At 67.9% G+C, this 6,163-nt stretch carries 5 protein-coding genes; 3 read left to right on the top strand and 2 right to left on the bottom strand.

Features of this window, described 5'->3' with window-relative positions:
* Positions 1 to 1,050 (top strand): serine hydrolase domain-containing protein (locus VLK61_RS13530; RefSeq protein ID WP_325422006.1); only part of this gene is annotated, 1,050 nt, incomplete at its 5' end.
* A gap of 4 nt (positions 1,051 to 1,054) precedes the next feature.
* Here the strand turns inward: VLK61_RS13530 and VLK61_RS13525 are convergent.
* Positions 1,055 to 2,308, bottom strand: a complete 1,254-nt coding sequence (locus tag VLK61_RS13525) for a branched-chain amino acid ABC transporter substrate-binding protein (protein ID WP_325422004.1) — start codon at positions 2,306 to 2,308, stop codon at positions 1,055 to 1,057.
* The gene (locus VLK61_RS13520; RefSeq protein ID WP_325422002.1) at positions 2,305 to 2,970 is read right to left on the bottom strand and encodes a TetR/AcrR family transcriptional regulator; all 666 of its coding nucleotides are present in this window, start codon (positions 2,968 to 2,970) and stop codon (positions 2,305 to 2,307) included. Before VLK61_RS13520 ends, VLK61_RS13525 begins: the two co-directional genes overlap by 4 nt.
* A gap of 167 nt (positions 2,971 to 3,137) precedes the next feature.
* Here VLK61_RS13520 and VLK61_RS13515 point away from each other — a divergent pair, with 167 nt between their 5' ends.
* Positions 3,138 to 4,781: an AMP-binding protein gene (locus VLK61_RS13515; protein ID WP_325422000.1), complete on the top strand. Its 1,644-nt coding sequence runs from the start codon at positions 3,138 to 3,140 to the stop codon at positions 4,779 to 4,781.
* Positions 4,781 to 6,163 (top strand): acetyl-CoA carboxylase biotin carboxylase subunit (locus tag VLK61_RS13510; protein ID WP_325421998.1); only part of this gene is annotated, 1,383 nt, incomplete at its 3' end. The genes VLK61_RS13515 and VLK61_RS13510, both read left to right, overlap by 1 nt.

Here is a 6,163-nt window from a genome sequence, read left to right as displayed (position 1 = left end):
GACCGCGAGAACCGCGTGGCACTGACGCGAGACCACATCTTCCGCGTCTTCTCCAACACCAAGCTGATCACCTCGTGCGCCGCGCTGCTGCTGTGGGAGCAGGGCCGCTTCGGGCTCGATGACCCGGTGGACGAGTACATCCCGGCACTGGCCAAGCGCCACGTGTTGCGACCCGGCGCGACCCGCATCGACGACACCGAACCGGCGCGCGCGCCGATCACCATCCGCCACTTGCTCAGCCACAGTTCGGGCCTGAGCTACGGTCTGCTGGACCCCGGCAGCACGATGTTCGCGGCTTACACCGAACGCAAGCTGCTGAGTCCGCGCGACACGCTGGCCGAGATGGTGGACAAGCTCGGCACGCTGCCCTTGTCCTACCACCCCGGCACGGCGTGGGAATACTCGGTGGCCACCGATGTGGTGTCGCGGCTGGTCGAGGTGATCAGCGGTCAATCCTTCGGCGACTACATCGATGCGCAGATCCTGCGGCCGCTGGGCATGGTCGACACCGGCTTCGTGCTGCCGCCGGCGCAGCAGCATCGCCTGACTGCCGTCTATGCCGGCGCCGACGTCATGGATCCGCTGAAGCCCGGCCTGACCCGCACGGACGACTACCCCCACCCCGGCGCCTACCGCACGGTGATGCCCAAACAATCCGGCGGCGCCGGTCTGGCCTCGACGCTGCCGGACATGGTCGCTCTGCTGCGCAGCCTGCTGCCCGGCGGGCCGACGCTGCTGAAGCCCGAGACCCTGAAGCTGCTGTTCACGAACCAGCTGGCCGACGGTGTCGGTATCCGCTTCTCGATGTCCGGCCCGATACCGGGCCGCGGCTACAGCCTCGGCGGCGCGCTGACGAGGGTGCCCTGGGCCGCCGACCCGTCGGACGCCGTGGGCGACCTGCAATGGGGCGGCATCGCCGGCACGCATTGGTGGATCTCGCCGCAGGACAACATGGCCGGCCTGGCGATGACGCAGCGCCAGATGGGCTTCTGGCACCCCTACTGGTTCGAGCTGAAGGCCTTGATGCGTCAGGCCGTGCGCGGCGCCTGAGCGATCAAGGTCGCTGCATCTTGCACTCCGTGCCCTGCGCCAATTCATTGCCGGTGTACAGCGCGTCGGTACGGAAGCCGTAGTTCGTGCCTTCGTGCCCCACTTTCACGGTCTTGCCGTCGACCGGCGCGATGGTGTTGACCACCTGCGGCAGCAGCAGTTGATGGTCTTCGGCGCGCATGTGCAACGGGCCGATCACCGAATCCAGCTTCAGGTCTTCCATCGCCCGGGCGATGGCCAGCGGCTCGGTCGATTGGGCCTTGATGACGGCGGCCGCGACGAAGCCCGGTGCCCCCGCGATGCGCGGCGACAGGAAGCCCTTGCCGGTCTTGGCCTGGTAGGCCTTGGCCAGCGCGTCGACCCTGGGTACATCGGCCTGGCCGGGGTGCCATTCGGCGACCCAGGTCAGCTGGCCCATCTTGGCCAGTGAGACGGCCGTCACCGTGCCCGGCACCGCACCAGCGCTGTGGTTGAAGTAGCGCAGGTGGGTGCCGGTGTCGCCGGCCGCGCGCAGCAGCAAGGTCATGTCCGGCCCCCAGTTGCCGGTGATCACGCTGTCGGCACCGGCACTCTTGAGCTTCGAAACATAAGGCGCAAAATCCTTGACGCGGCCGATGGCATGGAACTCGTTGCCGACGAACTTGATGTCGGGGCGCGCCAGCCCCACCAGTTCCTGGCCGTACTTCGCCCACTGCCGGCCATGGGCATAGTCCTGGTTCAGCAGGTAGACGTTGTGGATGTCGGGCTGGCGCTTGATGTAGTTGGCCAGCGCCTTCATCTTCATCGCCGAGTTGGCCTCCAGCTGGAAGTGCCAGAAGTTGCAGCGCTTGCCGGTCAGATCGGGGTCGATCGACGAGTGGTTGACGATGATCACCGCCCGATCCGGATTGCGTTCGTTGTGCTTGGCTGCAGCGTCCACCAGCGCGGCCACCACGGTGGAGCCCGAGCCGCCGGTCAACACCACGCGCACGCCCTGGTCGATCGCCGATTGCAAGGCGCTCTGGCTTTCCTGCGCCGAGAGTTTGCTGTCGAACTGCAGCAGCTGCATCTTCACGCCCTTGCCGACGCCGCCCTTGGCATTGACCTCGTCGACACCGTACTGCACATGCGACAGCATCAGCTCGCCGACTGCCGCGAACGGGCCCGACAGAGGGTCGATGTAGGCAATCTTGAAGGACTGCTGGGCCGATGCCGGTGTCGTGGCCAAACCGGCGGCCAAACCGACGGCCAAGACAGCGGCGATGCTGAGTGATGTCATGAGGATCTCCTGGCGGAACGGGGAGTGGAGGGGGGCGGACTGGCCGGCTGCAGGCCGATCACGCGCCAGGCCAGCGAAGTCAGTTCCTGCACCATCGCCTCGGCCGGCAACCGGCCATCGGGCTGGTACCAGCTGTAGAGGAAGCCGGGCAGGCTGCAGGCCGCCAACGCGGTGATGCGGGTCTCGTTGAACTGCAGGTGGCCGCTGCGGCGGCCGGCTTCGAGCAGCTCACAGAACCTGTCGTAGAAATGGTTGGCGATCTTCTTTTGCGCCAGCTTGAATTCGGGCCGGAAGGCCTGCGGTTCGCGGTAGGCGAAAAAGGCCGCCGGATAGTGCAACACGGTGGCGCGGATCAGGCGCTCCAGGCCGCGCGCCGCGCGTTCATGCGGCGGCAGGTGCGCATCTTCGTCGCCGTCGAACACGGTGAAGCATTCCACCGTCGGCAGCCACGACAGGGTCTCGAAGATCTCCTGCTTGTTGTGGAAGTAATAGTAGACATAGGGCTTGGTGACCCCAAGTGCAGCAACGATCTGCTCGATCGTCGTGCGCTCGTAGCCTTGCGTGTGGAACAGCACTTCGGCCGCACGCAGGATGGCCTCGCGCTTCTGGTCGGTGCCCGCGGTGGGCGCCCGCTGGCGGGGCTTGGAGACAGGGGAATTCACGGGGTGTCAAACTTTCTACCGTTGAGTAGCATTGTTCTACTGAACGGTAGAAACTGGCAAGCGCCAGCGTGCGCTCGGAAACCCTGATCACCGATCGCGACCGACTTGCCGAACGACTTCCCGCCCTACCCTGCCCCGTCGCCCTATCGCCCAATCTGGAAGGCCCCATGGACAGCACCGCCCCGTCGATCCCGATGAACCTGCCTCTGCACGACTACTTGCGTGCCCATGCCCGGCGCCAGCCCGGCAAGCCGGCCTTCATCTGGTACGGCCGCGAGATCAGCTACGCCGAACTCGACCGCGCCAGCGACGCCTTCGCCGCATCCCTGGCCGCGCTGGGCGTGGCCAAGGGCGAGCCGGTGGCGCTGTTCATGGGCAACTGCCCGCAGTACGTGATGGCGCACCTGGGCATCCAGAAGCTGGGCGCTATCGTCTGCCCCTGCGGGCCGCTGTACAAGGCGCACGAGCTGCAATACCAGCTCGACGACCTGCAGGCGCGCGTGATCGTCGCCGCGGCGCCGCTGCTGCCGGTGGTGGACCAGGTGCGCGCACGGACAGCGCTCGCGCATGTGTTCGTCGTGCACTACGCCGACCTGCTGCCTGATCCGCTGGCTGATCCGCTATCGGGCACACCCGACATCGATGTGCCCGCCGAGCTGCAGCGGATGCGCGAAGCGCCGCGCATCACGCCGGCCGCTTGCCTGGACTTCCTGGCTGCGACACAGGGTGACGCCCCGGCGCCGCAGGTCGCGCTGGCAATGGACGACGTGGCGCTGATGACCTACACCTCGGGCACCACCGGCCTGCCCAAGGGCGCCATGCTGAGCTACGACAACGCGCTGTTCAAGACCGCCGCGGCGGCGGGCTGCAACGGCGTCGACGCCGATGCGGTGCTGCTGGCCATCGCGCCGCTGTACCACATCGCCGGCATGCTGATGGGCATCAACGTCACGCTGTTCACCGGCGGCACCACGGTGCTGCTGTACCGCTTCGACCCGCTGGCCGCGTTGCAGGCCATCGCCCGCCACCGCGTCAACTGGTGGTACAGCATCGCGCCGATGAACGTGGCCTGCATGGCAGTGCCTGGCGCGCGCGAATTCGACCTGAGCAGCCTGCGCTTCAATCCGGTCACCAGTTTCGGCATCACGTTCACCGAAAGCCTGGCATTGCAGTGGCGCAGCGCCGCGCCGAACTGCTGCAGCTTCGAGGCGGCCTACGGTCTGTCGGAAACCCACACCTGCGACACCTACATGCCCCACGACGCGATCCGTTGGGGCGCGCATGGCAGGCCGGTGCCGGGCGTGCGCTTGCGCATCCTCGATCCCGACAGCGGCGCCGAGCGGCCCGTCGGCGAAGTCGGCGAGATCGTGCTGAAAAGCCGCGGCACTTTCCAAGGCTATTGGAACAAGCCCGAGGCCAGCGCGAAGACCTTGCGCGATGGCTGGGTCCACACCGGCGACATGGGCCGGCTGGACGCCGATGGCTATCTCACTTTCATCGGCCGCTTCAAGGAAATGATCAAGGTCTCGGGCTACAGCGTGTTCCCCGAGGAGGTGGAGACGATCCTGATCAAGCATCCGGCGGTCGCCCAGGCCGCGGTGATCGCCCTACCCGATGCCGACAAGGGCGAAGTGGTGCGCGCCTTCGTCGTGCTCGAGCCGGGCCAGACACTCACCGAGGAAGCGCTGATCGCCTGGTCGCGCGACAACATGGCCAGCTACAAGGCTCCGCGCAGCATGCGTGTTATCGACGCACTGCCGGCCACCGGCGCCGGCAAAGTGCTGCGTCGTCTTTTGAAGGACCTGCCCTGATGTTCAAGAAGCTGCTGATCGCCAACCGCGGTGAGATCGCCGTGCGCATCCTGCGCGCCGCGCACGACCTGGGCGTGGCCACCGTCGCGGTGTTCGCCCGAGACGATGCGCAAGCCCTGCATCGTGCACTGGCCGGCGAGGCGGTGGCACTCGACGCCACCGGCCCGGCCGCCTACCTGGACATCGCCGCGCTGATCGCCATCGCCCGGCGTTTGGGCTGCGATGCGGTGCATCCGGGCTACGGTTTCCTCAGCGAACGTGCCGATTTCGCGCAGGCCTGTGCCGACGCCGGCCTGGTCTTCATCGGCCCAACGCCTGCGCAGCTGGCGCTGTTCGGCGACAAGGCCCGCGCCCGCGCGCTGGCGGCGGACCATGGCGTGCCGCTGCTGCCCGGCACCGGCGCGGCCGGGCTGAGCGAGTTGCAGGACTTCTTCGCGGCCCAACGCGCTCGCAACCCAAATGGCGGCGTGATGCTGAAGGCCGTGGCCGGCGGCGGCGGCCGCGGCATGCGCGCGGTCGACGACCCCGCACAGCTGCCCGAGGCCTTCGCCCGCTGCAGCGCCGAGGCGCAGGCCGCTTTCGGTGTTGGCAGCGTCTATGCCGAGCGGCTGATCAAGCACGCGCGGCACATCGAGATCCAGATCATCGGCGACGGCCGGCAGGTGATGGCGCTGGGCGAGCGTGAATGCACGCTGCAGCGCCGCTTCCAGAAGCTGGTGGAGATCGCGCCCAGCCCGACGCTGACGCCCGCGCTGCGCGAACAGCTGACCCAGGCCGCGCTGACCCTGGCCCGCGCCACAGGCTACCGGAGCCTGGGCACGGTCGAGTTCCTGGTCGACGAGGACTCGGCCGACCTGCCCTTCGTCTTCATCGAAGCCAACCCCAGGCTGCAGGTCGAGCACACCATCACCGAGCAGGTCACCGGGCTGGACCTGGTGCAGTTGCAGATCGCCATTGCCGCCGGCCAGCCGCTGGCCGCGCTGGGCCTGGACCCTGCGCATCCGCCGGCGCCGCGCGGCTTTGCGGTGCAGTGGCGCATCAATGCCGAGACCCTGGATGCCCAAGGCCAGGCGCGGCCCTCCAGCGGCACGCTGACGCAGTGCGATCTGGCGCAAGGCCCCGGCGTGCGCGTGGACAGCCAGGCACGGCAAGGCCTGGCGCCCTCGCCGCACTACGACTCGCTACTGGCCAAACTGATCGTCCACCACAGCAGCCCGCGCTACGACGAGGTGCTGCGCCGCTCGCAGCGGGCACTGGCCGAATGCCGCATCACCGGCCTGGCCACCAACCTGCCGCTGTTGCGCACGCTGGCCGCGCATGAGGCGCTGCACCACAACACCGTGCACACCCGCTGGCTGGAGCAGCAGTGGCCGACGCTGCAG

The organism is Aquabacterium sp., from assembly GCF_035476535.1.
Lineage (GTDB): Bacteria > Pseudomonadota > Gammaproteobacteria > Burkholderiales > Burkholderiaceae_C > Pseudaquabacterium.
This window is presented reverse-complemented; position numbering and strand designations above follow the sequence as displayed.

Excerpts from the sequence above, each read along its gene's own strand:
- VLK61_RS13515 (WP_325422000.1), top strand. The coding sequence starts at position 3,138 with ATGGACAGCACCGCCCCGTCGATCCCGATGAACCTGCCTCTGCACGAC.
- VLK61_RS13525 (WP_325422004.1), bottom strand. The coding sequence starts at position 2,308 with ATGACATCACTCAGCATCGCCGCTGTCTTGGCCGTCGGTTTGGCCGCC.